This window comes from Streptomyces cyaneochromogenes (assembly GCF_003963535.1).
Taxonomy (GTDB): domain Bacteria; phylum Actinomycetota; class Actinomycetes; order Streptomycetales; family Streptomycetaceae; genus Streptomyces; species Streptomyces shaanxiensis.
Genome location: NZ_CP034539.1, coordinates 3,874,920 through 3,896,618, shown reverse-complemented (window position 1 = coordinate 3,896,618; position 21,699 = coordinate 3,874,920). Strand labels below are relative to the sequence as shown.

The 21,699-nt window shown below is 71.2% G+C and carries 24 protein-coding genes, 1 tRNA gene and 1 riboswitch; of the genes, 14 read left to right on the top strand and 11 right to left on the bottom strand.

What is annotated here, in order from left to right:
* Nucleotides 1–78: 78 nt before the first annotated feature.
* The 3 genes from rph to rdgB all read left to right on the top strand — a co-directional run bounded on the left by rph (nucleotide 79) and on the right by rdgB (nucleotide 2,033).
* Nucleotides 79–816, top strand: coding sequence for a ribonuclease PH (gene rph, locus EJ357_RS17390; RefSeq protein WP_126399582.1), 738 nt, complete (start codon nucleotides 79–81; stop codon nucleotides 814–816).
* Nucleotides 817–964: 148 nt separating this feature from the next.
* Nucleotides 965–1,369, top strand: coding sequence for a hypothetical protein (locus EJ357_RS17385; protein WP_126392534.1), 405 nt, complete (start codon nucleotides 965–967; stop codon nucleotides 1,367–1,369).
* A gap of 58 nt (nucleotides 1,370–1,427) precedes the next feature.
* Nucleotides 1,428–2,033: an RdgB/HAM1 family non-canonical purine NTP pyrophosphatase gene (gene rdgB / locus EJ357_RS17380; protein ID WP_126392531.1), complete on the top strand. Its 606-nt coding sequence runs from the start codon at nucleotides 1,428–1,430 to the stop codon at nucleotides 2,031–2,033.
* A gap of 22 nt (nucleotides 2,034–2,055) precedes the next feature.
* Here rdgB and EJ357_RS17375 read toward each other — a convergent pair.
* Both EJ357_RS17375 and bcp read right to left on the bottom strand, forming a co-directional pair.
* Nucleotides 2,056–2,142, bottom strand: a tRNA-Leu gene (locus tag EJ357_RS17375).
* A gap of 39 nt (nucleotides 2,143–2,181) precedes the next feature.
* Nucleotides 2,182–2,649: a thioredoxin-dependent thiol peroxidase gene (bcp, locus tag EJ357_RS17370; RefSeq protein WP_126392529.1), complete on the bottom strand. Its 468-nt coding sequence runs from the start codon at nucleotides 2,647–2,649 to the stop codon at nucleotides 2,182–2,184.
* 95 nt (nucleotides 2,650–2,744) lie between these two features.
* Between bcp and EJ357_RS17365 the strand changes: the two genes are divergently transcribed.
* The 3 genes from EJ357_RS17365 (at nucleotide 2,745) to EJ357_RS17355 (ending at nucleotide 3,965) form a co-directional block, all read left to right on the top strand.
* Nucleotides 2,745–3,074 (top strand): DUF3618 domain-containing protein, encoded by a 330-nt coding sequence (locus tag EJ357_RS17365; protein ID WP_126392527.1) that lies wholly within the window; start codon nucleotides 2,745–2,747, stop codon nucleotides 3,072–3,074.
* Between the two features lie 62 nt (nucleotides 3,075–3,136).
* A complete protein-coding gene (locus tag EJ357_RS17360) occupies nucleotides 3,137–3,493 on the top strand; it encodes a GroES family chaperonin (protein WP_093908173.1) in 357 nt (118 codons plus the stop codon).
* Nucleotides 3,494–3,549: 56 nt separating this feature from the next.
* A riboswitch (guanidine-III (ykkC-III) riboswitch) is annotated at nucleotides 3,550–3,611 on the top strand.
* A 33-nt stretch (nucleotides 3,612–3,644) separates the two neighbouring features.
* Nucleotides 3,645–3,965: a DMT family transporter gene (locus EJ357_RS17355; protein WP_126392525.1), complete on the top strand. Its 321-nt coding sequence runs from the start codon at nucleotides 3,645–3,647 to the stop codon at nucleotides 3,963–3,965.
* 36 nt (nucleotides 3,966–4,001) lie between these two features.
* Here EJ357_RS17355 and EJ357_RS17350 read toward each other — a convergent pair whose 3' ends face one another.
* Nucleotides 4,002–6,392: a transglycosylase domain-containing protein gene (locus EJ357_RS17350; RefSeq protein ID WP_126392523.1), complete on the bottom strand. Its 2,391-nt coding sequence runs from the start codon at nucleotides 6,390–6,392 to the stop codon at nucleotides 4,002–4,004.
* A 237-nt stretch (nucleotides 6,393–6,629) separates the two neighbouring features.
* Here EJ357_RS17350 and EJ357_RS17345 point away from each other — a divergent pair, with 237 nt between their 5' ends.
* From EJ357_RS17345 to EJ357_RS17330, 4 genes are read left to right on the top strand one after another with little or no spacing between them, the layout of a single operon-like run.
* Nucleotides 6,630–7,430, top strand: a complete 801-nt coding sequence (locus tag EJ357_RS17345) for an ABC transporter permease (RefSeq protein ID WP_175647824.1) — start codon at nucleotides 6,630–6,632, stop codon at nucleotides 7,428–7,430.
* Nucleotides 7,423–8,244, top strand: a complete 822-nt coding sequence (locus EJ357_RS17340; protein WP_126392520.1) for an ABC transporter permease — start codon at nucleotides 7,423–7,425, stop codon at nucleotides 8,242–8,244. The genes EJ357_RS17345 and EJ357_RS17340 overlap by 8 nt, the downstream gene beginning before the upstream one ends.
* Before the next feature lie 9 nt (nucleotides 8,245–8,253).
* Nucleotides 8,254–9,258 carry an ABC transporter ATP-binding protein gene (locus EJ357_RS17335; RefSeq protein WP_126392518.1) on the top strand — a complete coding sequence of 335 codons (1,005 nt, stop codon included), beginning with the start codon at nucleotides 8,254–8,256 and terminating at the stop codon, nucleotides 9,256–9,258.
* A 33-nt stretch (nucleotides 9,259–9,291) separates the two neighbouring features.
* Nucleotides 9,292–10,143: a DUF1707 SHOCT-like domain-containing protein gene (locus EJ357_RS17330; RefSeq protein ID WP_126392516.1), complete on the top strand. Its 852-nt coding sequence runs from the start codon at nucleotides 9,292–9,294 to the stop codon at nucleotides 10,141–10,143.
* A 544-nt stretch (nucleotides 10,144–10,687) separates the two neighbouring features.
* On the opposite strand, the gene EJ357_RS17325 is transcribed toward EJ357_RS17330, so the two are convergent.
* Nucleotides 10,688–12,025 (bottom strand): SGNH/GDSL hydrolase family protein, encoded by a 1,338-nt coding sequence (locus tag EJ357_RS17325; protein ID WP_126392514.1) that lies wholly within the window; start codon nucleotides 12,023–12,025, stop codon nucleotides 10,688–10,690.
* Nucleotides 12,026–12,247: 222 nt separating this feature from the next.
* On the opposite strand from EJ357_RS17325, the gene EJ357_RS17320 reads away from it, so the two are divergent.
* A complete protein-coding gene (locus tag EJ357_RS17320; RefSeq protein WP_126392512.1) occupies nucleotides 12,248–13,624 on the top strand; it encodes a DUF445 domain-containing protein in 1,377 nt (458 codons plus the stop codon).
* Between the two features lie 82 nt (nucleotides 13,625–13,706).
* Here the strand turns inward: EJ357_RS17320 and EJ357_RS17315 are convergent, their stop codons facing one another.
* The gene (locus tag EJ357_RS17315; protein WP_126399579.1) at nucleotides 13,707–15,185 is read right to left on the bottom strand and encodes an alginate lyase family protein; all 1,479 of its coding nucleotides are present in this window, start codon (nucleotides 15,183–15,185) and stop codon (nucleotides 13,707–13,709) included.
* A gap of 213 nt (nucleotides 15,186–15,398) precedes the next feature.
* On the opposite strand from EJ357_RS17315, the gene EJ357_RS17310 reads away from it, so the two are divergent.
* Nucleotides 15,399–15,800: a VOC family protein gene (locus tag EJ357_RS17310; RefSeq protein ID WP_126392510.1), complete on the top strand. Its 402-nt coding sequence runs from the start codon at nucleotides 15,399–15,401 to the stop codon at nucleotides 15,798–15,800.
* Between the two features lie 90 nt (nucleotides 15,801–15,890).
* Here EJ357_RS17310 and EJ357_RS17305 read toward each other — a convergent pair whose 3' ends face one another.
* The 5 genes from EJ357_RS17305 to EJ357_RS49370 all read right to left on the bottom strand — a co-directional run bounded on the left by EJ357_RS17305 (nucleotide 15,891) and on the right by EJ357_RS49370 (nucleotide 18,723).
* Nucleotides 15,891–16,193 (bottom strand): hypothetical protein, encoded by a 303-nt coding sequence (locus EJ357_RS17305; RefSeq protein WP_126392508.1) that lies wholly within the window; start codon nucleotides 16,191–16,193, stop codon nucleotides 15,891–15,893.
* Nucleotides 16,194–16,256: 63 nt separating this feature from the next.
* Complete coding sequence (locus EJ357_RS17300) at nucleotides 16,257–16,754, bottom strand: hypothetical protein (protein ID WP_126392506.1); 498 nt, start codon at nucleotides 16,752–16,754, stop codon at nucleotides 16,257–16,259.
* 58 nt (nucleotides 16,755–16,812) lie between these two features.
* Nucleotides 16,813–17,673 carry an LLM class flavin-dependent oxidoreductase gene (locus EJ357_RS17295; RefSeq protein WP_126392504.1) on the bottom strand — a complete coding sequence of 287 codons (861 nt, stop codon included), beginning with the start codon at nucleotides 17,671–17,673 and terminating at the stop codon, nucleotides 16,813–16,815.
* A gap of 229 nt (nucleotides 17,674–17,902) precedes the next feature.
* On the bottom strand, nucleotides 17,903–18,385 hold the full coding sequence (locus EJ357_RS49375; protein ID WP_228473084.1) for a hypothetical protein: 483 nt from the start codon (nucleotides 18,383–18,385) through the stop codon (nucleotides 17,903–17,905).
* A gap of 59 nt (nucleotides 18,386–18,444) precedes the next feature.
* Nucleotides 18,445–18,723, bottom strand: coding sequence for a hypothetical protein (locus tag EJ357_RS49370; protein WP_228473083.1), 279 nt, complete (start codon nucleotides 18,721–18,723; stop codon nucleotides 18,445–18,447).
* A 108-nt stretch (nucleotides 18,724–18,831) separates the two neighbouring features.
* Between EJ357_RS49370 and EJ357_RS17285 the strand changes: the two genes are divergently transcribed.
* Nucleotides 18,832–19,026, top strand: coding sequence for a hypothetical protein (locus EJ357_RS17285; protein WP_126392502.1), 195 nt, complete (start codon nucleotides 18,832–18,834; stop codon nucleotides 19,024–19,026).
* Between the two features lie 3 nt (nucleotides 19,027–19,029).
* Here EJ357_RS17285 and EJ357_RS17280 read toward each other — a convergent pair whose 3' ends face one another.
* The gene (locus tag EJ357_RS17280) at nucleotides 19,030–19,443 is read right to left on the bottom strand and encodes an SsgA family sporulation/cell division regulator (protein ID WP_126392500.1); all 414 of its coding nucleotides are present in this window, start codon (nucleotides 19,441–19,443) and stop codon (nucleotides 19,030–19,032) included.
* Nucleotides 19,444–19,632: 189 nt separating this feature from the next.
* Between EJ357_RS17280 and EJ357_RS17275 the strand changes: the two genes are divergently transcribed.
* Nucleotides 19,633–21,501 (top strand): sigma-70 family RNA polymerase sigma factor, encoded by a 1,869-nt coding sequence (locus EJ357_RS17275; protein ID WP_126392498.1) that lies wholly within the window; start codon nucleotides 19,633–19,635, stop codon nucleotides 21,499–21,501.
* Nucleotides 21,502–21,699 lie beyond the last annotated feature (198 nt).

Genomic DNA, 21,699 nt, shown 5'->3' with positions numbered 1-21,699 from the left:
CTGAGGGCCCCTTCCCACCGCGGGAGGGGCCCTTCCGCATGTGCGGCTAGGCTCTCGGCCATGGCAGCTACCTCCTCAATTCCTCGCATCGACGGCCGCACCCCCGACCAGCTCCGCCCGGTCACCATCGAACGCGCCTGGAGCAAGCACGCAGAGGGCTCCGTCCTCGTCTCCTTCGGTGACACGAAGGTCCTGTGCACCGCCTCCTTCACCGAGGGCGTCCCGCGCTGGCGCAAGGGCAGTGGTGAGGGCTGGGTCACCGCGGAGTACGCCATGCTGCCGCGCGCCACCAACACCCGCGGCGACCGTGAGTCCGTCCGCGGCAAGATCGGCGGCCGCACCCACGAGATCAGCCGCCTCATCGGCCGCTCCCTGCGCGCGGTCATCGACTACAAGGCGCTCGGAGAGAACACGATCGTCCTCGACTGCGACGTCCTCCAGGCCGACGGCGGCACGCGCACGGCGGCCATCACCGGCGCCTACGTCGCCCTCGCCGACGCCGTCTCCTGGGCCCAGGGCAGGAAGCTGATCAAGCCCGGGCGCAAGCCGCTCACCGGCACGGTCGGCGCCGTCTCGGTCGGCATCGTCGGCGGTGTCCCGCTTCTCGACCTCTGCTACGAGGAGGACGTGAAGGCCGACACCGACATGAACGTCGTCTGCACCGGCGACGGCCGCTTCGTCGAGGTCCAGGGCACCGCCGAGGCCGAGCCCTTCGCCCGCGAGGAGCTCAACTCCCTGCTGGACCTAGCCGTTTCCGGTTGCGGGGAGCTGGCGGAACTGCAGCGCAAGGCGCTTGATACCGTCCTCGAAAAGTAAAGGACACACCAAGAACAGCCGCAGCTCCGGGCAACCGCGCCGCCTTTCCCGGCGTCCCTAGGGGTACGGGCGTACGGCACACCGCTGTACGCCCGGCCAGTGCACAACGGGGGCCTGCGAGGCCTGAGGCAGGGAGGGAACGTCAACCATGGCCACGAGCCGACGCCGCAGGAGCCGTATCGCCATAGCCGCCGCAGCCGTCGCGGCAGTCGTGCTGACGACCGGGCTGACCACCGGCTGCGACGCCGTCAACAAGGCGCTGGACTGCGTCCAGACCGCCGAAGCCATCGCCGACAGCGTGACCGAACTGCAGCAGGCCGTTGAGGACGCGTCGAACGACCCGACGAAGCTCCAGGAGTCCATCGACACCATCGGCGAGAACCTCGACAAGATCGGCAGCAAGACGGACGACGCCGACCTCGACAAGGCCACCGAGGACATGCGCGCGGCCCTGATCCAGCTGCAGGGAGACATCCAGAACGGCGACAAGTCGCCCGACATCAGCGGGGTCACGGACGCGGCCGGCGAGCTGACCAAGGTCTGCACGTCGTAGACGTCGCGGCACCCGGTACGGAGAACGGGGGTCGGGCGGGGCCGGGATACTGGTCCCCATGACCCGCTTGATCCTCGCCACCCGCAACGCCGGAAAGATCACCGAGCTCCGGGCGATCCTCGCCGACGCAGGCCTGCCGCACGACCTCGTCGGCGCGGACGCCTACCCGGACATCCCCGACGTCAAGGAAACCGGCGTCACCTTCGCCGAGAACGCCCTGCTCAAGGCGCACGCCCTGGCCCGGGCGACCGGCCTGCCAGCCGTCGCCGACGACTCCGGCCTGTGCGTCGACGTCCTGAACGGCGCCCCCGGCATCTTCTCGGCCCGCTGGGCCGGCCGGCACGGCGACGACAAGGCCAACCTGGACCTGCTCCTGGCCCAGCTGTCCGACATCGACGACACCCACCGCGGCGCCCACTTCGCCTGTGCGGCGGCGCTCGCGCTGCCGGACGGCACGGAACGGGTGGTCGAGGGGCAGCTGCGGGGCGTCCTGCGGCACGCGCCCACGGGCACGAACGGCTTCGGCTACGACCCGATCCTCCAGCCGGAGGGGGACACCCGGACGTGCGCCGAGCTGAGTCCCGAGGAGAAGAACGCGATCAGCCACCGGGGCAAGGCGTTCCGGGCGCTGGTGCCCGTCGTACGCGAACTGCTCGCGCCGTAGCGTGAGCCGCTCGGGCAGAGGATGGTGCGGCCGGAGGGACTCGAACCCTCACGGGTGTTACCCCACTGGGACCTAAACCCAGCGTGACTGCCAATTCCACCACGGCCGCGTGACCTTGCCCGGCCATGCTACTGGCCGGGCCGGGTGCTCAGATGCCCAGGTCCTTGATGATCTTGGCCACGTGGCCGGTCGCCCGGACGTTGTACAGCGCCCGCTCGACCTTGCCCTCCTCGTCCACGACCACCGTGGACCGGATGACGCCCATGTACGTCTTGCCGTAGTTCTTCTTCTCGCCGTACGCCCCGTAGGCCTCGGTGACGGACTTCTCCGGGTCGGCGAGCAGCGTGATCTTCAGGGACTCCTGCTCGCGGAACTTGGCGAGCTTCTCCGGCTTGTCGGGGGAGACCCCGATCACGTCGTACCCGGCGCCGGCCAGCAGCTCCAGGTTGTCCGTGAAGTCGCAGGCCTGCTTGGTGCAGCCGGGCGTCAGGGCGGCCGGGTAGAAGTAGACGATGACCTTGCGGCCCTTGTGGTCCGAGAGGGACACCTCGTTGCCGTCGGCGTCGGGCAGGGTGAAGGCGGGGGCCACGTCCCCCGGCTGGAGTCGCTCGCTCATCGGACCAGCCTAACCGGGGAGCCTGACGGTGCGGTTCGGCGTGGAGCTGACAGACTGTCCGGAAACAGCATCAGCTTCACTTCGGAGGCCGTACGGTGGCGGACACGTCGGACACCAGAACCCCGGCGCAGATCGAGGCGGACATCAAGGCCCGCCGCGCAGTGCTGGCCGAGACGCTCGACGAGATCGGGGTGCGTGTGCACCCGAAGACGATCGTCGGCGACGCCAAGGCCAAGGTCGTCTCGAACATCGACCACACGCTCGGACGGGCCTACGTCGGGGTCAACCGGGCCGTGAGCGATGTCAAGGCCCAGTTCACCCATGAGGACGGCGCGCCCCGCCTAGAGCGGATCGTGCCCGTCGCGCTCGTCGCCGTCGGCCTCGTGGGGCTGCTGGCGCTCGGCACCCGGCGCCGCAGGGGCTGAGCGCCTGTGTGACGGCGGACCCGGCGACGTACGCACGTGGCAAAGGCAGGTAGGTTCAAGGCGTGAGCGCCAACAGAAACGAGCACAGCACCCACCACGACAAGCTGCCCATCCGGATGCTGCACGACCGTGTACTCGTGCGGCAGGACACCGGCGAGGGCGAGCGGCGTTCGGGCGGCGGCATCCTGATCCCCGCGACGGCGGCCGTCGGCCGTCGGCTGGCCTGGGCCGAGGTCGTCGCGGTGGGGCAGAACGTACGGACCGTGGAGGTGGGCGACCGGGTTCTGTACGACCCGGAGGACCGTGCCGAGGTCGAGGTGCGCGGGGTCGCGTACGTGCTCATGCGTGAGCGCGATCTGCACGCCGTGGCCGCCGACCGGTTCGAGGGGTCGGAGGACTCCACGGGGCTCTACCTCTGAATCGACCGTTCGAAGGGGCTGGTGACCATGGTCACCAGCCCCTTCGCCGTTCATTTGCTACGTTTGAAAGGACCCCGACGAGACGCGCCGTACCGGGTGAAGGCAAAGACGACGCACCGCAAGGTTTCCGTCTCTGCGAAGGGTGCTCGTCATGGCCTGGGTCCTGCTCGTCGTCGCCGGTCTGCTCGAGGTCGGCTGGTCGATCGGCATGAAGTACACCGACGGTTTCACCCGGCCCGTCCCCAGCCTGTTCACCGGCGCCGGGATCGTCGCCAGCATGCTGCTGCTGTCGTACGCCGCGAAGTCCCTGCCCATCGGTACCGCCTACGGCGTGTGGGTGGGCATCGGGGCGGCCGGCGCGGCGGTGGTCGGGATGGCGGTGCTGGGCGAGCCGGTCACCGCCGCGCGGATCTTCTTCGTCTGTCTGCTGCTGGTCGCGGTGGTGGGGCTGAAGGCGACCAGCGGTCACTGAGCCGGGCCGGAGGTCACGGGCCCGGCGGCACGGCGCTCACTCGTTGCGGGACGCGCTCAGCGGCCCGACCGTGGTGCCCGTCGTTCCTCCGCCTCCGGTGTCCGTCCCGCCGGAGTCACCGCCCGTGCCGCCTCCGGTGTCCGTGCCACCGGAGCCGGTGTCGCCCGTGGTGCCGCCGTCGGTGGTCGTGCCCCCGTCGCTGGTGCCGCCGCTGTCGGTGTCGCCGGTCGTCCCGCCGTCGGTGGTCGTGCCTCCGTCGCTGGTGCCGCCGGTGTCGGTGTCGCCGGTCGTGCCGCCGTCCGTCTCGCCCGGCGTCTCCCCGCCGGTCTGGCCCTCGCTGTCCTGGCCGCCCGTCGTGTCCCCGGTGGCGCCGCCGTTGTCCTGGCCGCCGGCGTCGGGGTCGCCCTCGGTCGGGTCGGTCGTCGGGTACTGGGGCACGTCCGCGCCCTCCTGGAGCTCCAGGTCGAATTCGGTGACCGGCTCTCCCTTCAGGGCCTCCTTGGTGAACTGGGCCCAGATCGCGGTGGGCGGGCCGCTGCCGTTCATACGGGGCTCGCCCAACGCGCCGTACAGGGACTTGTGGTGGGCCGTCACCGGGTCCTGGCCCATGACCGCGACGACGGTGGCCAGTTCCGGGGTGTAGCCCGCGAACCAGGCGGCGGTGTCCTCCTCCGCCGTGCCGGTCTTGCCCGCCGCCGGACGGCCCGCGGCCTGCGCCGGGGTGCCGGTGCCGTTCTCGACCACGCTCTGCAGGACCGAGGTGGTGGTGTCGGCGGCCTCGCGGCTGATGACCTGGGAGGTCTTGCGCTTGGGCAGCTCGATGACGTCCGCGCCGTCCTTGGTGACCCGCTCGATCATCGTGTACGTGCCGCGCTTGCCGTGGTTGGCGAGGGTCGCGTAGGCCTCCGCCATGTCGAGGACGCTGGCGTGCGCCACGCCGAGCGCGATCGACGGGGAGGCGTAGAGCTCGGGGGTGGCGGCGGGCAGGCCGAGCTCGATCGCGGTGTCCTTCACCTTGTCGGCGCCCACGTCCACGGCCATCTGCGCGTACACCGAGTTGACGGACTTGTCGGTGGCCGTACGGACGCTGATGTCGCCGTAGGAGTACTGGTCCTCGTTCTCGGGGTCGTACGTGCCCCCGGACCAGCCCTGCACGGGGCGCTTGTTGGTGCCGTCGTAGATCGTGTTCGGCGTGATCGGGCGTCCGTCCTGCGTGGTGGAGCCGTTCTCCACGGCCGAGGTGAACACGAACGGCTTGAAGGTGGAGCCGACCTGGAAGTCCCGGCGGGTGGCGTTGGGGGTGTACTGCTTCACGTAGTCGATGCCGTTGTACATCGCCACGACCTTGCCGGTCTTCGGGTCGACGGAGGCGCCGCCCGCGCGGACGTAGCCGTCGACCTTGTTGTTCTTCTTGTCCAGCTTGGAGATCAGCTGGTCGTTGACCGCGTCGACGAAGGCGTCCTGCTTGTCCTTCTGGATGGTGGTGGTGATGCGGTAGCCGCCGGCCTCCAGATCGCCCTCGGTGGCGATCTTGTTCTGGATCAGATAGTCCTTCACGATCCGCACGAGGTAACCGCGTTGCCCCGAGAGGTTGGTGGAGACCGTGGCCTCCTTCGGCATCGGGAACTTCATGCCCGCCCGCTTGCTCTCGCTGAGCCAGCCCTTGGTGACCATGCCGTCCAGCACGTAGTTCCAGCGGGCCAAGGCCGCGGCCTTGTTCTCCGGGTGGGCGACGACGTCGTACTCGCTGGGCGCGTTGACCAGCGCGGCCAGATAGGCGGCGCGGGCCGGGTCGAGGTCTGCCGCGTCGATGCCGTAGTAGGCCTGGGCGGCGGCCTGGATGCCGTAGGCGTTGCGGCCGAAGAAGCTGGTGTTGAGGTAGCCCTCGAGGATCTCGTCCTTGGTCTTCTCGCGGTCCAGCTTGATCGAGATGAAGAACTCCTTCACCTTTCGGGTGACGGTCTGGTCCTGGGCCAGGTAGTAGTTCTTCACGTACTGCTGGGTGATCGTGGAGCCGGACTGCTTGCCCTCGCCGGTCGCGGTTTTCCAGGCGGCGCGGAGCATGGCCTTGGGGTCGATGGCGGACTCGGTGTAGAAGTCGCGGTCCTCGGCGGCCAGGATCGCGTGCCGGCCGTCCTTGGAGATCTGCGCGAGGGTGACGTTCTCCCGGTTGACCTGGCCGTCGCGGGCGATCACGGAGCCGTCCGCGTACAGATAGACGTTGGCCTGCTTGGTGGCGAGCGCGTTGGCCGGCGGGATCTTGACCATGGAGTAGCCGAGGAAGAACAACCCGAACAGCAGCAGCGCGCCGATGACCAGGGTGCCGAGCACCGTCCGCCAGGTCGGGATGATCCGCCGCCAGCCCGTCCGTTTCGGCCGCCCGGCACGCGGGGTCGGCTGCTGTGGCGGCTGCTGCTCGTCGCTCATGTCGTGCACGGACTCCTGTTTCGCGTCGTACGTTCCCGTACGCCTCGTACGCCTACTAGCGCCCCCCTTTGAAGACTCTCGCACCGGGCGTTCCGTTCCCGGAATCCGGCGCGTGTCCGCGGAAAGTGAGCGGGCTCTCGGCGCCATGCGTTCCGGGAAAACGGCTGGCAGCCCTGGTTGCCTGCGCACTAGGCTCCTGCGCTTCGGTGCCTGGCGCGGGCGAGGAGGGCTGTGGATGTGGGCTCGGGGCGGTTGTACTTGGCCGTCGCGGTGGGCGGGTTCAGACGATACGCGACATATCGGGCCGCGACGGCGGCCGGGGTGTTCACCAACACCGTCTTCGGCGTGATCCTCGTCTACACGTATCTGGCGCTGTGGGACGAGAAACCGCACCTCGGGGGCTACGACCAGGCGCAGGCGGTCACTTACGTGTGGCTGGGGCAGTGTCTGTACGCGACGCTGGCCATCCAGGGCGGCGGCGCCGAGAAGGACCTGATGGAGCGAATCCGCACCGGGGAGATCGCCGTCGACCTGTACCGGCCCGCCGATCTCCAACTGTGGTGGCTGGCGGGCGACATGGGCCGGGCGCTGTTCCAGATGCTGGGACGGGGCGTGGTCCCGTTCGTGTTCGGCGCGCTGTTCTTCCCGATGGCGCTGCCGACGGCGCCCACCGCCTGGGCGGCCTGTCTGGTAGCGCTCCTGCTGGCGATGGTCGTCAGCTTCGCGATCCGCTACCTCGCGGCGCTGAGCGTGTTCTGGCTGATGGACGGCATGGGCGTCAACCAGGCCCTGATGATCACGGGCATCTTCTTCTCGGGCATGGTGCTGCCCCTGAACGCCTTCCCCGGCGTGTTCGGCGACATCGTGCTGGTGCTGCCCTGGGCGGCGCAGATCCAGATGCCGGCGGACGTGTTGATGGGCGAGACCGACCCGCTCGGGGCGTTCGCCTTCCAGGCCGCGTGGGCCGTGGTGCTGCTGGCGGCGGGGCGGCTGCTGCAGTCGGCGGCGACGCGGCGGGTGGTGGTGCAGGGTGGGTGAGCGCTACGCCCTCGCCGAGGGGCTGCGGGCCTACGGGCTGATCGCCGGGATGTGGGTGCGGTCCAGCATGACCTACCGCGCCTCCTTCGTGATCACCGTGTTCGGCAACCTGGTCGTGACCGCCCTGGACTTCGTGGCGATCCTGCTGATGTTCGCGCAGGTCGACTCGCTGGGCGGCTGGTCGCTGCCCGAAGTCGCCTTCCTGTACGGGCTGTCGGCGACGGCGTTCGGGATCGCCGACCTGGTGCTCGGCTCGATGGACGTCCTGGGCGGGCGCATCCGCGACGGCTCCTTCGACACGCTGCTCGTGCGGCCCGCGCCGGTGCTCGCCCAGGTCGGCGCGGACCACTTCGCGCTGCGCCGCCTGGGCCGGATCACACAGGGTGTGGCCGTCCTCGGGTACGCGCTGGTCACGGTCGACGTCGACTGGAGCGCGCCGAAGGTGCTGCTGGTGCCGGTGATGGTGGTCAGCGGCGCGGCGATCTTCTCGGCGCTGTTCGTGGCGGGCGCGGCCTTCCAGATCTTCGCGCAGGACGCCGCCGAGGTGCAGAACGCGTTCACGTACGGCGGGACCACGCTGCTGCAGTATCCGCCGACCGTGTTCGGCAAGGACCTGGTGCGCGGGGTGACCTTCATGCTGCCGCTCGCCTTCGTCAACTGGGTGCCCGCCGCTCACGTGTTGGGGCGGCCGTACCCCGTCGACCTGCCCGAGTGGACGGCGTTCGTGTCGCCGCTGGTGGCGGTGGCGTGCTGTGCGCTGGCCGGTCTGGCGTGGCGGACCGGGCTGCGGTCGTATCGGAGTACGGGGAGTTAGGGGACAGCCATGCAGGACGACGCGTTCATCGAACTCGACGGCGTCGAGAAGGTCTTCGACGTGCGCAAGAAGACCGGCTTCCTGAAGCGGGAGCGGCGGCAGGTGCGGGCCGTCGACTCGATCTCCTTCACCGTGGCGCGCGGCGAGATGGTCGGCTACATCGGGCCGAACGGCGCCGGCAAGTCGACGACGATCAAGATGCTGACGGGGATCCTGACCCCGAGCGGCGGCCGGCTGCGCGTCGCGGGCATCGACCCCTCCCGTGAGCGCAAGCGGCTCGCGCACCGTATCGGGGTGGTGTTCGGGCAGCGTACGACGCTGTGGTGGGACCTGCCGCTGATCGACTCGTACAAGCTGATGCACCGCATGTACCGCATCCCGGACGGCCGTTACCGAGAGAACCTCGACCGGCTCGTCGAACTCCTCGACCTGGGCACGCTGTTGGACGTCCCGGTGCGCCAGCTCTCCCTCGGCCAGCGGATGCGCGGCGACATCGCGGCGGCGCTGCTGCACGATCCCGAGGTGCTGTACCTGGACGAGCCGACGATCGGGCTCGACGTCATCTCCAAGGCGAAGGTGCGGGAGTTCCTGCGGGACGTGAACGCCGAACGCGGCACGACGGTCCTGCTGACCACGCACGATCTGCAGGACATCGAGCAGTTGTGCTCGCGGGTGATGGTCATCGACCACGGGCGGATGATGTACGACGGTCCGCTCGCCGGGCTGCACGAGGTGGGGGAGGGCGAGCGCACCCTCGTCGTCGACCTGGAGCGCGAGCTGCCGCCGATCGACGCGGCGCCCGCGCGGGTGGTGAAGGTGGAAGGGCCGCGGCAGTGGCTGGCGTTCCCGGCGGGCGAGTCGGCGGCGGTGCTGGTGGCGCGGATCGCGGCGGAGTATCCGCTGGTGGACCTGTCGGTGCGGGAGCCGGACATCGAGGCGGTGATCGCGAAGATGTACGTGGATCAGGCGGGGCAGGCGGAGCGGGCGGATCAGGCGGGTAGAGCGGTCTCGTAGCCGCTGGGCGGGGTTGCTCGTAGGCTGCTGTACATGAGCGACGCTGTGTCTTCTGGGGGGACACCCCCCAGGCCCCCCGGACCGGAGCTGCGTGCGTCCGACGCCGATCGTGAACGAGTCGCCGAGATCCTGCGGGAGGCCCTTGCGGAGGGGCGGCTCGACATGGAGGAGTTCGGGGAACGCCTGGACGCCACGTACAAGGCGCGTACGTACGGGGAGCTGGCGCCGATCACCCGGGATCTGCCCGTCGGAGCGGTGGCCGTGCCGAAGGTCGACATGGTCAAGAAGTCCGAGTTCCCGGACGGGAGTTGGGCGGAGCGGATCGTCGGCGGCGAGGGGTCGTCGACGTGGGGTGTCGCCGTGATGTCGGGGTTCCAGCGCAAGGGGCGGTGGACGGCGCCGAGGCGGTTCAACTGCTTCGCCTTCTGGGGCGGCGGGGAGATCGATCTGCGCGAGGCGAACTTCGCGGACCGGGAGATCGAGATCAACTGTGTCGCGATCATGGGCGGGGTGCAGGTGATCGTCCCGCCCGGGGTCGAGGTCGTCGTGCGGGGGATCGGGATCATGGGGGGCTTCGATCACCGGGAGGAAGGGGTGCCGGGGGATCCCGGGGCGCCTCGGGTGATCGTGACCGGGTTCGCCTTCTGGGGCGGGGTCGGGGTCGAGCGGAAGCTGCCGCGTGCCCAGCGGCAGGAGCTCCGGGAGGAGCGGCGGCGCGAGAAGCTGGAGCGCAAGGCCGAGCGGCGGGAGCTGCGGGCGTCGGAGCGGGACGATCAGTACGAGGCGCATCGGGCGATGCTCGAGGAGCATCAGGACCTGTGGCGCCATGTGCATGACGAGCGCGGGAACCGGTGGGAGCGGGCTCGGGAGCGGGACGAGGACTGAGCCGTCGGGGTGGCGGTGCCCGGCGCTGTGGCTGGCGTGGAGGTGGGGTCGCTCGTCCGCGTCGGCGGGGTGCCGCTCTATGTGGGGCGGGTGGCGCGCAAGGCGCACGGCCCGTGGGTGGGTGGGTGTGACTGCTCGGCGCTGTGGCTGGCGTGGAGGCGGGGTCGCTCGCTCGCGCCGACGGGGTGCCGCTCTGTGTGGGGCGGGTGCCGCCCAAGGCGCAGGGCCTGTAGGTGGGTGGGTGTGACTGCCCGGCGCTCTGGCTGGCTCAGAGCTGCGGACGCTCGCCCGCGCCGGCGGCGTGCCGCTCTCTGTGGGACGGGTGCCGCCCCAGCGGCACGACTGCCCGCAGGCTAGGCAGGCTTGGGAGACCGCGGGGCGGAGGCGGCCCGCAACGCGGGGACTGGTCGGCCGCGTCGGCCGATGCCCGGCAGGGCGCGCCGGCCGATGCGCCTCGGCCGATGTGGGCGGCAAGCTGCCTCGGCCGATGTGCGCGGCAGGCTGCTGCGGTGGCGCGTCGCTTCGCGGGTCAGCCCCCGGGCAACTACAGCTCCGCCGGTGCCGCGCCCTTCAGGTCGTCCAGGTCGAAGGAGTTCGCCATCTGTTCGTAGCCCTTGTCGCTGGGGTGGAGGTGGTCTCCCGAGTCGTAGTCGGGGCGGAACTTGCGGGGGTTGTACGGGTCGCGGACGGCCTCGTCGAAGTCGGCGACCGCGTCGAAGACCCGGCCCGCGCGGATCTCGCTGTTGATCTGCTGGCGGACGTTCTCGCGGGCGTCGGTGTAGCCGCGGTGGCCCTGGAAGGGCATCAGGGTCGCGCCGATGACCTTCAGGCCGCGGGCGTGGGCCTGGCGGACCAGGGTGCGCAGGCCGTCGAGGATGCGGTCGGGGTCGGCGAGGTTCGGGTTGCGCAGGATGTCGTTGACGCCGAGGTCGATGACGACGACCTTGACGTTCGTACGGGAGAGGACGTCGCGGTGGAAGCGGCCGACGCCGGCCTGGTTGTCCGCGGGGCGCCCGGAGCCGCTGGCGAGGATCTGGTTGCCGCTGATCCCCTGGTTGACGACGCTGTAGCGCGGCACGTCCGCACCGGTCGCGACCGCCTCGCGCAGCCGGCGCGACAGCACGTCCGTCCAGCGGCGGTTGGCGTTCTCCGTGGACGTGATGCCGTCGGTCAGCGAGTCGCCGAAGACCACGACCGTGCCGTCGGACTCGTTGCTGAGCACGTCCAGCGCGGTCAGGTACCGCCAGGACTCGGCCTGCCCGGTGTACGCCACGCCGGTGGCGTCCTCGGTGAGGTCGCCCTCGGCCACGTAGCTGATCTGGCGCGCGTGAGGGTGGTAGGTCACCGGGCCGGACGGCGTGGGGGAGTAGGTGGTGACCAGGATGTCGGCGTCCGCCTGGATCGCCAGGCGCACGGCGTCGCTCAGCACCTGCTGCCCCGGCGGGATGACGACCGTGGTGTTGCCGCCGAAGGTCAGCCGCCGCATGGTGTCCGCGAGGGCGGCCGCGGTGCCGGTGCCGGCCGCCACGGCGATCGACGCGTGCGTGATCGTCAGCGCCGACTGGCCGTACAGGTTGGACAGCGTGATCCGGGCACTCGTACCGCCGACACTGGTGTGGACGACGTTGCGCACCGAGCGGCCCACCAGGCCCTCGACCTCGGTGCCGGGCTCGGCGCCGACCGGGGAGGCGGACCAGGCGCCGACCCAGATGCCGGTGGAGGCGGGGGCGACGGGGCCGCGCTGGGAGCCTTCCCGGCTGGGGGCGCTCCTGTCGGTGGCGCTGCCGTCGTCGGAGGCGACTCCGACGTATATGGCGGCGGAAAGCGTGACGATCAGGGCGATCATCGCGGCAAGCAGGGCATAACCGTTTCGCCTGGTCATGCGGTGCGTGTCTCCTCGGGCGGATGGGAGCCCGAGGCTCCGATGTGATCACCTCATGATGCGTCATGAGGCAGAAGGGAGTTGCACGGACCCCCCATTGGGCCGCCGGAGTTCATCCGGAGTTCGCCATCGACCTCCCCCCACCGGACAGACGCCGGGAACTCTTGATTCGTTCCAGGAGTCGGTCAGGTAGGGACAATATGTGCGGGGGATCCTGGACGGATGGAGCGGATGGAACGTACGAATCCGGATGAATCGGGAACGCCTGACGTAGAGCAGCATGCCCGGCCGGCTGCCGCCGATAACCGGCGTGTCCCCGCATCGGCCGTACGTGCGATGACGACCTTCACCGAAGCCGACGAGGAGAAGCAGCGCGGCGTACGGCAGATGAAGATCACCGCGACCGGGATGCTGCTGCTCGTGGCGCTGATCTACGTCCTCGCCAAATGGGCGTCGAACGAGGGCGCCGGCGCCTGGGCCGGCTATGTCGCGGCGGCCGCCGAGGCCGGCATGGTCGGCGCGCTCGCCGACTGGTTCGCGGTGACGGCCCTGTTCCGCCATCCGCTGGGCATCCCCATCCCGCACACCGCGATCATCCCCAACAAGAAGGACCAGCTGGGGGTCTCGCTGGGCGAGTTCGTCGGCGAGAACTTCCTCTCCGAGGACGTCGTACGACAGCGTCTGCGCGCCGTCGGCATCGGCAGCCGGCTGGGCGCCTGGCTGGCGGAACCGGTGCACGCCGACCGGGTGACGGCCGAGCTGGCGACGGCGCTCAGAGGCGCCCTGACGGTGCTGCGCGACTCCGACGTCCAGGCGGTGGTCGGCGAGGCGATCACCCGGCGGGCCGACGCCCGCGAGATCGCGCCCGGCATAGGCAAGATGCTGGAGGGAATCGTCGCCGACGGCGGCCACCGACGGGCCGTCGACCTGATCGTGGCGAAGGCGCACGACTGGCTGATCCTGCACGATGACGAGATCATGGGCGCGGTTCAGGGCGGCGCGCCCGGCTGGACGCCGAAGTTCGTCGACAAGAAGGTCGGCGAGCGGGTCTACAAGGAACTGCTCCGCTTCTGCGTCGAGATGCGCGACATGCCCTCCCACCCGGCCCGCGGCGCCCTCGACCGGTTCCTCATCGACTTCGCCTCCGACCTGCAGTCCGACACCGACACACGCGCGCGCGTGGAGCGGCTGAAGGGCGAGGTGCTGGCCCGGGGCGAGGTCCAGGACCTGATCGCGTCCGCCTGGACCGCCGTCCGCGCCATGATCGTGTCGGCGGCCGACGACGAGCGCAGCGAGCTGCGCCTGCGCGTGCGTGCCTCCCTGCTGTCCGTGGGCGCCCGCATGGCGGCCGAGCCCTCGATGCAGAACAAGGTGGACCGCTGGGTCGAGGACGCGGCGGTGCACGTCGTGACGACGTACCGCAAGGAGATCACCTCCCTGATCACCGACACCGTGGCGAGCTGGGACCCCTCGCACACCACGAGGAAGATCGAGGCACACATCGGCCGTGACCTGCAGTTCATCCGGATCAACGGCACGGTGGTCGGCTCGCTGGCCGGGTTGCTGATCTACACGGTGTCGCGGGCACTGGGGGCGTAGGGGAGACGGCGCCGGACCGGTCCCGGCGCCCCTCGTGGTGGGAGCCGGGACCGGGGATCGTGGTACCTCTGGCGGGCTGCCGCTACTGCGACTCGCGCCGGACCCGGTCGCGGCGGCGCAGCAGGAGCATGCCGCCGGCGAGGGCGGTGATACCGGTGGCGGCCGTCCAGCCGATGATCTCGTTGGAGCCGGTGGCGGCGAGGTCACCGTCGGCGCCGGAGGAGGTGGACGCGGAGGGCGAAGCCGCGCTTCCGCTTCCCGTCTGCGGCCGGGCATCCGACCCCGACCCCGATCCGGACCCACCACCCGAACCGGCCGCGGCCGACGCCGACCCCGACGCCGCCGGACTGGGCGAGCCGCCCGTCCCCGTGGCCTTGTCCCGCGTGAACGCCAGCGTGCCGAAGCCCAGTTGGTCGTAGCCGCCGCTGTTGGGGCCGTAGTCCCCGCCGCCGCCCTCCGGCCCGGCCTTGGCGACGATCTGTGTGAGGTACGACGCCGACAGGCCCCGGCGCTTGGTGTAGTGGTTGGCGATCATCGCCCAGATGGGGCGGGTCATCGCCGGGTCCACGGGCGCGGCCTCGGTCACCGTCTCCGAGCCCGACCAGCCGTTGATCGCGCCCTTCCTGCGGGTGTTGTCGGTGAACGGCACGTCACCGCCCATGGCCCACTTGGCGACGTACTGGGCGCCCTTGAAGAAGCGGTTGTCGTCGTAGCCGTACAGGTCGACGCCCTGGTTCCAGGCCATCTCGCAGAAGGTGCCCATCAGGCCGACGCCGAGGAGGGCGTGCCCCTGGTCGCGGCCGGCCTCCAGCCATTCGGCGAGTCCGTCGTCGTGCACGACGGGGATGGCGTTGCGGAGGGAGCCGAGGCCCTCGCCGTGCTTGAAGTAGTCGACGGCGCGGGCGACCTGGGCCTTGTCGTCGCAGAGGATGCCGGTCGCCAGGACGCAGCACATGTTCGCCAGGTCCCAGTTGGTCCAGTAGTTGCTGACGACGGCGCCGTTGTGGCTGACCAGGAAGTCGTCGCTGAGCGGCGCGAAGACCTTGGTCAGCAGCTCCTGGAACCGCCCGAGCTCGAAGTCGGGATGGTCGCGGACGAGTTCGGCGGCGTTGGCGATCTGGTACCCGTACAGACCGGAGGCCAGGAAGCGGTCGGCGTTGCCGCCGAGGCCGGTCAGCTTGGCCGACCAGGCGTTGAGGATGGCCACGGCGGTGTCGAGATGCGCGCTGTCGCCGCTGACGTGTCCGCGCAGGGCGTTCTGGAAGGCGGCGTGGATGTCGTTGTAGAGGATCCCGTAGTTCTGGCCGGCCCCACCCCGGATCACGGTCGCCTGCGGATTGGCCGCCCAGCCGGTCTGCGAGTGCCGGTTGGCGGTCAGCTTGGCGAACCCGGCCGTGTAGGGGGCGGCGCCCGCCTTCACCTTCGCGGCCATACGGTCGAGATCGGCGCGGGTGTGCAGGAGGCCGGGGTGGGCATACGTCCCCGCCGCGACGGCAGGGGTGGGCGTCACGGCCGTACCGATACCGACGGCTCCGGCTGCCGCGCCCGCGGCCTTGAACATGCTCCGGCGGCTGATCTGTCGTGTCACGTCGTCAATTCCTCGCGTGCCTGCGGCTGGGGACGGTGAGGAGACGGAGGCAGACCGCGGGGGATAACAAAAACTCCGGACACCGATCACTGGGAACGCACACCGATCACTGGGAACCCACACCGATCACCGGGCCGACACCGATCACAGAGCACCGACGCCGCCGCCGACGAGGAGCCGCATCCGATGACCGTCCGCAGGATCGTCCCCAACCACCGGGTCGACTCCGCCGAGCAGATGGCGACCAGCCGTGACTTCTACGGCCTTCTCGGCTTCGAGGAGGTCATGCACATGGGCTGGGTGACGACCCTGGCGTCCCCCGCCAATCCCACCGCCCAGATCAGCTTCTTCACCGAGGAACGCACCGCCCCCGTCGTCTCCGACCTGAGCGTGGAGGTGGAGGACGTCGACGCCGTGTACGCGCAGGTGGTGGCGTCGGGCGCGGAGGTCGTCCGGGAGCTCCGGGACGAGGAGTGGGGTGTACGGCGGTTCTTCGTACGGGACCCGAACGGGCGGGTGGTGAACGTGTTGACGCACCTGCCCGCCGGGCCCGGTTCAGTCCGGGACGACGTGCGCGACCAGCCGTGACCGCGGGCCGGCGAAGGCCCGGCGCACCGCCCGAACTCGTCCGGCAGCCCGGGCCGACGGGGCCGGGCGAGGGAGAATCGCCCGGCCGGCTCAGCCGTTGCGGTCCGCCACCGCCCAGGACGCCAGGGCGACCGCCCCCGCGACCCCGAGGACGGCGGGCCAGGCGCCGACCTTCTTGGCCAGCGGATGCGACCCGGCGAAGGCGGCGACATACGCGGCGGTCAGCGCCCCCGCCGCCTTCCCGCCGGCCCGCTGCCGCCACTGCTGCGCGGCCGCGGCCCCCGCGACGGCCAGTACGGCCCCGCCGAGCTGCCGCTTCTTCGTCCAGCGGGCCACGCCGTACCCTCCGACGAGTCCGCCCGCGGCGACCGCCGCGCTGGGGATCTTCGCCATGTCTGCCTCCCACCATTTCCGCCGGCCGCTGCTGTCGAGCTGCCGGGCTGTCGAGAACCGAGGCTAACCGGCCTGCTCTTTCCGCGACTCGGCACGGGCACGCAGCTCCGACGCGTACCCCGCCCCGATGGCGCACCCGGCGGCGGTGAGGGCCAGGGCCACCACGCCCGGGTTGACGTATCCGGGCACGTCACCGGTGTCGTAGCTCCCGCCGTCGCTCGTCTCGCAGACGAACCCGAGCGGGACGTACGACACCGTGTGGCCGACGATCTCGACGCCCTGCTGATGCCGTTCCCACCAGCCCTGCGTGCGGCAGGAATGCGGCGGTGACGAGTCGGCGCCGCCGTCCTCCGCCGACAGGACCGCGCCGCAGACGGCGAGCAGCCCCCACGCGTACAGCGCGCACGCGCCCGCGCCCGCGAGGGCGGCGAGGCCGCGCAGCCGGACGGGGGCGCTCGCACGCCGGATGCCGTCGGCGGCCAGGGTGCCGCCGCCGTATCCGCACAGAGCGACGGCGACGATCACCACGACGACCACGAACAGCAGGAGCAGCAGTAACACGTGGCCTCCGGGGCGTCACAGGAACGGCGTCACAGGAACGGCGTCACAGCCAAGGGCGTCAGATGATCTCGGCCAGGCGGTCCACCTGGTCCGGGTCGAGGCCATAGCAGTAGAGCATGACCTCGTCGGCGCCGAGGCCGGCGAACGCGGCGATCGCGGTGCGGATCTCGGCGGGGGTGGTCAGCAGGCCGGCCACCATGCGGTCGGCCATGCCGGTGAAGGCGTAGTACGCGTGCATGCGGGCACGCGCGTCGTCGAGCACGTCCCGCGGGCCGAGCGCGACGTTCACCTGGGCCACGAGACGGGGCGCGCCGTCGCGGCCGTACTCCTTCCACAAGTCCCGGACGGTGTCGAACAGGCCGCCCGCCCAGGAGGGCGCCGCGGCCGCGAGGAAGCCGTCGCCCCAGCGTGCGACGCGTTCGAGGGCGGCGGGCTTGAAGCCGCCGAAAAGGATCTCCGGGCCGCCGGGGCGGGCGGGCGCCGGACCGATCGGGCCGACGCCGTCACCGTACGACTCGCCCCGCCACAGGCGGCACATCAACGCCATCTGCTCGTCCAGGCGCCGGCCCCGGGTGCGCGGGTCGGTGCCCGTGGCGAGGTGGTCGTCGTCCCGGCCGCCGATGCCCAGGCCGAGGACGAAGCGACCGCCGGTCATCCGGTCCAGGGTGGCGGCCTGCTTGGCCAGCAGGGCGGTGTCGCGCAGCGGGGCGAGCAGCACCTCGGTCTGGACGCGGACGCGGGTGGTGGCGCCCGCGAGGACGGACAGGGCGACCAGCGGTTCGGGGTTGTCGTACACGAGCCGGTCGAGCAGACCGAGTGTGCTGAAGGGGCCGGCGTCGGCACGCCGGGCCCAGGTGAGCAGGGTGGGCGGGTCGCCGATGGGCAGGCCGATGCCCACGTTCGGAGCGACGTTGTTCATGGAGGAGCCTCCGAAGGAGAAGAGGGGTCGACAAAGGCGGCTGCCGCCCCTCCTGCACCTCGGTGATCCCGATGAGAACCGTGAGGTGGGACGCTCCCGCTCTGCGGCGTGTTTCCGGGGGAACGTCTCTTCGAAGTCGGCTCACTGTAGGGCGGGCCGACTTCGCCGGACAAACCATTTGCCGATTCCCGGGCAGACGGACCCGTACGTCAGCCCTCGGCGCGACTCCTCAACGCCCGAGCACGACCGTCCGCATGCCCCCCGGCCCGCTCTCCTCGTGCCGCACGCGCAGCCCCGCCGTGCGGAGTTGCTCCAGCAGCCAGGCGTGGGAGAGTCGCAGTTTGCGGTAACTGTGGGCGGTGAGGGTCCAGTCGGCGCCCGGGTGGGTGCCGTCCCGCGTGTGGATCAGGTCGTGCACGACGACCGTGTAGTCGTTGTAGTCGTCCGGGTACTCCAGGAAGCAGGTCATGATCCGGTCCTCGGTGGCGCGGACCGGGAGGAAACGGTCGGTACCGGTGAGCGGGACCGTCAGGTCGCGGTAGCCGAACACGGCCGTCCCTCCGGGCGCGAGCGCGGCGGCGGCGTCGGCGAAGAGGGCGGCCACGTCACCGCGGGTCGGCAGATGCGTCAGCGTGTCTCCCAGGCATACGACGGCTGCCGCCGACCCGGGCCGCACCAGCTCCCGCAGAGCGGTCCGCACATCCGCCCGCACCGGTCGCACCCCGGGCAAGTGGGCCGCGTGCGCGACGAGTTCGCCCAGCAGGGGACGGCTCAGGTCGACCGCGAGGACGGAGTCGAAGCCCAGCCCAGCCCGGCCAGCGCCAGGCTCGCGTGCCCCGGCCCGCACCCCAGATCCACGGCGAGCGCCCCGCCCGCCGGACCTGCCGCCGACTCAGGGGTCACGCCCCACGCCGCGAGGGAGGCGCGCTGCACGGCGGCGAGCGCGTCGAGATCGCCGCCGAGCATCCAGGTGTAGTGCTCGGCGAGGAACCGGTCGTAGTGGTGGACGGCTTGGTCCACGGGCTGCTCGGCAGCGGCGGCGGTCGTCATGGGACGAGGGCTCCCTTCAATCCGGCAGACAAGGGAAATCTAGGGCGTGGTACGGGAGTCGGGCGGCTCGCCCGAACGAAAATCGGCGGCCCGGGAAGAACGACGGCCATGGACGACACTGATTCGGCGATCCTCACCCTCCCCCAGCTCGCTCCAGCGCTGGTCTTCGCCGATGGCTGCGCCCACTCAGCCATCGAGCACCTGCACGCCTTCCTCACGGACCAGAGCGGTATCGAGGCCGGTATGAGGACCGATCGGGCGGGCCGGGCCGACCGGTTCGACCGGGCCGGTGACGAGGGCTGATCCTCAGACCCCGTCGAGCAGGGACATGAGGCAGAGGTCCAGTTCCTGCCCCAGGTCCTCTCTCCCCGGTTCGACGACGGCGTACGACCGTTGCAGGAACCGCCGGAGGGAGGCCGTACCGAATCTGATCGCGGCCATCCCGTGCGGCGCGTGGAACTCCACGACCGTACGGGACCGCCCGCGCGGCACGATGCGGACGTCCCCGATCCCGGCCGCCCCGTCGAGCCCCTCCTCCAGCAGTGAGCGGGCGAACGTCCAGGTGACCCCTCGCTGGTCGTCCGAGACATGGGCCGGGAAGTCGAAGTGCACGGCGAAGGGCTCGGCGGCGGAGTAGCGCAGGGTGGGGCGTATCGGCAGCTGCGGGTAGCCGGGGGTGACGAGGCGGGCGCGGACGGGCTGTTCGAGGGTGCGGCGCATGGTGGGCCTTTTCCTGTGTGGCTGACATTGCGCCTTCTCGACCCGGCGCCGGGCCTATTGATTACGCCGAACCGGAACGCGCTTGCTGTGATCTAACTCACGCGAACCGTTTGGTTGAGATTTTAGTCATCTACGCTGACAAACTCGTCCGCGCCCACCAGGCCGACAGGCGACTGGAGCGTCCCCGCCATGTCCGACGGTTCCCCCAAGGTGCCCGCCCAGGCGTCACCTCCCGAGTCCGTGACCGCGTCCGCGACCACGTCTGTGACCGCGTCCGCCACCGCCTCGTACGCCCGCATCTACGAGGAACAGCAGCCGCGCCTGGTCGCCTACGCGCGCTCGCTGACCCGGAACAACTCCTGGGCCGCCGAGGACGTCGTCGCCGAGGCGCACTTCCGTGTCTGGCGGCGGCTGTCGGAGGGGCACGAGATCGAGAACGTCCCGGCGTACCTGATGACGACGGTGCGGCACCTGGCGGCGACGGCCGCGGGCGAGCGCGAGACCCCGCACGACCCGCGGACCGCCGCCGAGCGGACGGAGATCGCCGTCCACGCCGGGGACCCGGCCGACCCGGCCGAACAGGTCTCCTCCGTCGACCTGTTGGTGCGGGTGCTGGGCCAGCTCCCCGAGCGCTGGGTGCAGGCCCTGTGGCTCGCGGAGGCTGAGGGGCAGCCGCTGGAGACGGTCGGAGAGCGCATCGGCGCCAAGCAGGGCGCGACGGCCGTACTCCTGCACCGGGCCCGCGAGGGCATGCGCCAGGCCTTCCTGCGCTCCCAGACCGGCGCCCCCGACGACCCCGCCTGCGAGGTCCACTGGGTGCGCATGCCGGCGTACGTGCGCGGCAACGCGACCCCGCGCCAGTCGGAACGCCTGCTCGCCCACGTGGACGCCTGCGACGACTGCCGCGGTCGGCTCGCGGTACTCATGCGCGCCAACGACCGTCTGCCCGCACTGGTCGGACCGGCCCTGCTGGTCTTCGCCGTCGGAGGCGCGGGCAAGTTCCTGCTGTCCTTCGCGGCGGGCGCTGCCGGATCCGCCGGCGCCACGGCCGCTCTCGGCGGTCAGATCGGCGGCGCGCTGCACTCGGCCCGCCAGGCGGTGACCGGTGGAGCGGGCGGTGCGAAGGTGCCGACGGCGATCGCCGCGGGGGCGACGGTCGCCGGCGCGGCCCTCGCGATGATGATCGCGCTGGGCGTGAACGACCCCTCTCCCGCACCGCTTTCACCCCAGGTGCCGCTCGCGGAGACGCCGGCGGCCGCACGCCCGTCGGAGGGGCCTGTCGAGGCGCCGGGGAAGCCGGGGGGTGTGGCCGCGGTGGCGTCCCGGGCGGGGGGTGCGGGTGCGGCGGCTTTCGATGCTGGTGGTTCGGGCTCCGACTCCGACGCGGGTTCGGGTTCGGGTTCGGGCTCGGGCTCGGATACGGCGGTGAGGGGGCCGGTGGCTGCGGTTGGGCCGGTGGTCGAAGTGCCGGGTGCAGAGGTGCCGGGTGCCGAGGTGCCAGTGGTCGATGAGCCGGTTGCCGAGGAGCCGTCGGGCGAGGGGCCCGGTGCTGAGGTTGAGGTGCCGGCGCCGCCGCACGCCGAGCCGGCGCCCGAGCCTCCGCCGGCCAACCCGCCGGCGCCCGCACCGGCCGATCCGGTGGGGGAGCAGCCGGGGAAGCCGGATCCGGAGGAGCCCGGGCACGAGGAGCCGTACCCGGACGACCCGGGGGCGGAGAATCCCTCAACTCCTTCGGAGCCGGGGCCGGTTGAGGAGGCGCCGGAGACGCCGGAGACGCCGGAGACGCCGGAGACGCCGGAGACTCCGGAAGCGCCGGAGACGCCCGAGGTGCCCGAAGTTCCGCAGGCGCCCGAGGTGCCCGAAGTCCCGGAGACGCCCGAGGTGCCCGAAGTTCCGCAGGCACCCGAGGCGCCCGAAGTCCCGCAGGCACCCGAGACGCCTGAAGCCCCGCAGGCCCCGGCTGACCCCACCCCGCCTGACACGACCGACCCCGGCCCCACCCCCGCGCCCGCCCCGCAGCCAGCACCGGCGGACCCCGGGAACGGCTGCGGCAACTGACGACGACCCCTTCGTCTCTCCCCCCCCGCAGGCCGGGCGGAAAATTCACCCGCCCGGCCCTCCTCCCACCGCGCGCCCCTGACGTACGCCGTTGTGACTCACGTCACCGACTTATCGCGCAAAGAAAGCGGATGCTGCCCCAGCGTCACTGGCATGCTCATGCATGACTACTGGGGGGTAACCACCGTCTGCGCACAG

Excerpts from the sequence above, each read along its gene's own strand:
- EJ357_RS17335 (WP_126392518.1), top strand. The coding sequence starts at position 8,254 with ATGCAGGACGACGCGTTCATCGAACTCGACGGCGTCGAGAAGGTCTTC.
- EJ357_RS17320 (WP_126392512.1), top strand. The coding sequence starts at position 12,248 with ATGGAGCGGATGGAACGTACGAATCCGGATGAATCGGGAACGCCTGAC.
- EJ357_RS17330 (WP_126392516.1), top strand. The coding sequence starts at position 9,292 with ATGAGCGACGCTGTGTCTTCTGGGGGGACACCCCCCAGGCCCCCCGGA.
- EJ357_RS17350 (WP_126392523.1), bottom strand. The coding sequence starts at position 6,392 with ATGAGCGACGAGCAGCAGCCGCCACAGCAGCCGACCCCGCGTGCCGGG.
- EJ357_RS17275 (WP_126392498.1), top strand. The coding sequence starts at position 19,633 with ATGTCCGACGGTTCCCCCAAGGTGCCCGCCCAGGCGTCACCTCCCGAG.
- bcp (WP_126392529.1), bottom strand. The coding sequence starts at position 2,649 with ATGAGCGAGCGACTCCAGCCGGGGGACGTGGCCCCCGCCTTCACCCTG.
- EJ357_RS17295 (WP_126392504.1), bottom strand. The coding sequence starts at position 17,673 with ATGAACAACGTCGCTCCGAACGTGGGCATCGGCCTGCCCATCGGCGAC.
- EJ357_RS17315 (WP_126399579.1), bottom strand. The coding sequence starts at position 15,185 with ATGTTCAAGGCCGCGGGCGCGGCAGCCGGAGCCGTCGGTATCGGTACG.
- EJ357_RS17355 (WP_126392525.1), top strand. The coding sequence starts at position 3,645 with ATGGCCTGGGTCCTGCTCGTCGTCGCCGGTCTGCTCGAGGTCGGCTGG.
- EJ357_RS17310 (WP_126392510.1), top strand. The coding sequence starts at position 15,399 with ATGACCGTCCGCAGGATCGTCCCCAACCACCGGGTCGACTCCGCCGAG.
- EJ357_RS17305 (WP_126392508.1), bottom strand. The coding sequence starts at position 16,193 with ATGGCGAAGATCCCCAGCGCGGCGGTCGCCGCGGGCGGACTCGTCGGA.
- EJ357_RS17280 (WP_126392500.1), bottom strand. The coding sequence starts at position 19,443 with ATGCGCCGCACCCTCGAACAGCCCGTCCGCGCCCGCCTCGTCACCCCC.
- EJ357_RS17385 (WP_126392534.1), top strand. The coding sequence starts at position 965 with ATGGCCACGAGCCGACGCCGCAGGAGCCGTATCGCCATAGCCGCCGCA.
- rdgB (WP_126392531.1), top strand. The coding sequence starts at position 1,428 with ATGACCCGCTTGATCCTCGCCACCCGCAACGCCGGAAAGATCACCGAG.
- EJ357_RS17285 (WP_126392502.1), top strand. The coding sequence starts at position 18,832 with ATGGACGACACTGATTCGGCGATCCTCACCCTCCCCCAGCTCGCTCCA.
- EJ357_RS17325 (WP_126392514.1), bottom strand. The coding sequence starts at position 12,025 with ATGACCAGGCGAAACGGTTATGCCCTGCTTGCCGCGATGATCGCCCTG.
- EJ357_RS49370 (WP_228473083.1), bottom strand. The coding sequence starts at position 18,723 with ATGACGACCGCCGCCGCTGCCGAGCAGCCCGTGGACCAAGCCGTCCAC.